Origin of the sequence: Sulfuricurvum sp. (genome assembly GCF_049305995.1) — a bacterium.
Classification (GTDB): domain Bacteria; phylum Campylobacterota; class Campylobacteria; order Campylobacterales; family Sulfurimonadaceae; genus Sulfuricurvum.
Window position 1 is genome coordinate 1 of sequence record NZ_JBAQPS010000310.1, and the last position, 2,564, is coordinate 2,564.

Consider the following 2,564-nt stretch of genomic DNA (forward strand, 5'->3'; position numbering starts at 1 on the left):
GCTGATGACCGTATACTTTACCCAAACGCATCCCCACACCCATCTCGACAACGAGGGTTTTCGTCCCCAACGTATTCATCGCATGGGCAAATGTCGATTCCAAAACGGTTACGGCATCATGAACCCATACAAAATCTATATTGAGTTTATTGGCGAGAGGAACCAACGTTTTAGCTTGCGATTTCGCAATCCGTACTTGAGGAATTTCGCGTAAAAATACATTGGAGGAATGAATGTCGATGGCGATTTCAGAGCCGCTCATCGCACTGACCACCCCATCAGCAATCTGAGCAGGGAGAAAATCATTTTTGCTTCCCGGAAAAATACGGTTCAAATCAACATTATAAAACGGGACAGATCGGGTAATACTGTCAATCCCCAAAGAGTTGATCGCAGGATAAATATCAATCGTTGCTTTGATCTTCTCAGGGTTGGCTCGCAGCCACTCACCGAGGAGAAAACAGACATACTGCCCTTCCAACTCATCCCCGTGAATCCCGCTCACAATCGAAATACGCTTCTTGGTTTCACCGCTTCGAGGTGTATAACGGCACCGCTGAATCCGAAACTGCTCCCCTACAGGGAGATCAATTGAAAAAACCTCTTCTATAACTCCCATACGCTCACCCATTATGATTGCGATTGAGTTGATGACGTTGTACACGTATTTTTTTGAATCACCCGATCAACTACTCCATTAAGAAAGAGTAAAAACTTTGGAATATCTGCTGTTGTTACATTAATCGAACGATAATTACGATTCAACTGTCTTGCGGTCGCATTGATAACATCAATATCAGCTGTTACCATTTCAATTTCTCCGTACAGACGTAAGATCAAATCAAATCGTTCAATTTGTTGACCAAATCGAATTAATTGATAAGCTCGGGTACGATCTAATTCAGTTGAAAATATCCCTAAAATTAGACTGCAATTATCGATAATCTCTTCAAGATTAGTCGGACTTACCGCACATTCACGTCCAGACACCAGCTGATTATGGATTTTATTGAGAGTAGCGAACCCTCGCTCATCGAGAAGATGTCGGGTCTCAATCGCATTTTCACGTGCCCAGCTGATAATCTGCTCGATACTTCCGCCGTAGGTTCCGTACACCCCTTGTTTGAGAAAATCGAGGGCATTTTTATACTCGATCTCAACACCAAGTTTACTGTAGAGTTTTTTCCCGTCCTCAAAATCGCGGTCGATCACATAATCGTAACTGTTTACCAGCTCTTTGAGCATCGTCTCTGCCCGCTGAACGTAACGCCCAAACCAATAAAGACGCTGTGCCGTGTTGACCGAAATTGCCATACCGTTGAGTATCATAGTTCCACCACCCATGTATCTTTAAATCCGCCCCCTTGGGAAGAGTTCACCAGATAGTTCCCCTCTTCCATCGCATAGCGGGTCAATCCCCCCATACTGACGGTTACTTTCTCTCCGTGAATCACATAGGCACGTAAATCGGCTTTTCGAGGGACGATCCCCCCCTCCATCATACACGGTAAATCGTAAAATTCGATCACCTCCTGAGCAATCCATCGGCGCGGTTCCGCCAAAATCATTTCGATAATCTCAGCACGCTTTTCAGGGGTTAAGCGATTTCCAAAGAGTACACCGTAGCCTCCCGCTTCGGCGACGTCTTTGATGACAAGTTTATCGATATTATCCAAAACATATTGTCGATCTTTTTCATAATAGGGGAGATAGGTCGGTGCATTGGAAAGGATCGGTTCTTCATCCAAATAATATTTGACCATCTGAGGGACGAAATAATATATCCCTTTATCATCTGCGACACCATTTCCGATACTGTTCATGATGGCAATATTTCCAGAACGATACGCACTCGTAATCCCCTTTACTCCGATAAGGCTATCGGGATCAAACGCTTCAGGATCCAGAAAATCATCATCGAGCCGCCGATAAATCGCCCCGACACGCTGCCGTTCACCGTCGTACGAGCATAAGAATACCTCATCATCTATAACCACAAGATCATCTCCAGATGCTAGTGTCGCACCCGTAATTTTTGCCAAATAGCTATGTTCATAATAGGCGGAGTTATAGCGCCCCGGAGTCAGGACGACATTGAGCCCTCCCGTATTGACATAATCCATCGCTGCTTTGAGTTCATCACCGTAATGTTTAATCTTCGCAATTTTCATCGATTCAAAAAACTCTGGGTAAGTGTGGCGAAACGCACGGCGAATCGTGAGAGGATAACTCACACCACTGGGAACACGGAGGTTATCTTCGAGAATCACCCACTTGCCGCTCACCGCATCCTTAACTAGATCGATACCGCTGATATGAGTACGAACGCCTTTAGGAGGATTGACACCCATAAATTCAGGTAAAAACGCTTTTGCCGAATCGACGTATTCACGCGGAACGACACCATCTTTAACGATTTTTTGGTCATTATAAATATCATTTAAAAAAGCATTAAGAGCTTTTACACGTTGGATAATTCCCTTTTCCAACTCATCAAATTCCGCTTTAGGAATAATGCGAGGAATCATATCGAAAGGAAAAGAGCGTTCGATAAAGGTTCCATC

Annotated in this window: 3 protein-coding genes; all 3 read right to left on the reverse strand. The window is 44.3% G+C overall.

Annotation, left to right across the window (positions count from 1 at the left end; all coding sequences use genetic code 11):
- On the reverse strand, positions 1-619 hold a 619-nt coding region (locus tag WA010_RS10740; RefSeq protein ID WP_422557111.1), incomplete at its 3' end, for a M14 family metallopeptidase.
- A gap of 11 nt (positions 620-630) precedes the next feature.
- Positions 631-1,329, reverse strand: a complete 699-nt coding sequence (locus WA010_RS10745) for an alpha-E domain-containing protein (protein ID WP_422557112.1) — start codon at positions 1,327-1,329, stop codon at positions 631-633.
- Positions 1,326-2,564 (reverse strand): circularly permuted type 2 ATP-grasp protein (locus WA010_RS10750; RefSeq protein WP_422557113.1); only part of this gene is annotated, 1,239 nt, incomplete at its 5' end. The genes WA010_RS10750 and WA010_RS10745, both read right to left, overlap by 4 nt.

What these genes read in the sequence shown, in the direction of transcription:
- WA010_RS10745 (WP_422557112.1), bottom strand. Translation starts at nt 1,329, where the DNA reads ATGATACTCAACGGTATGGCAATTTCGGTCAACACGGCACAGCGTCTT.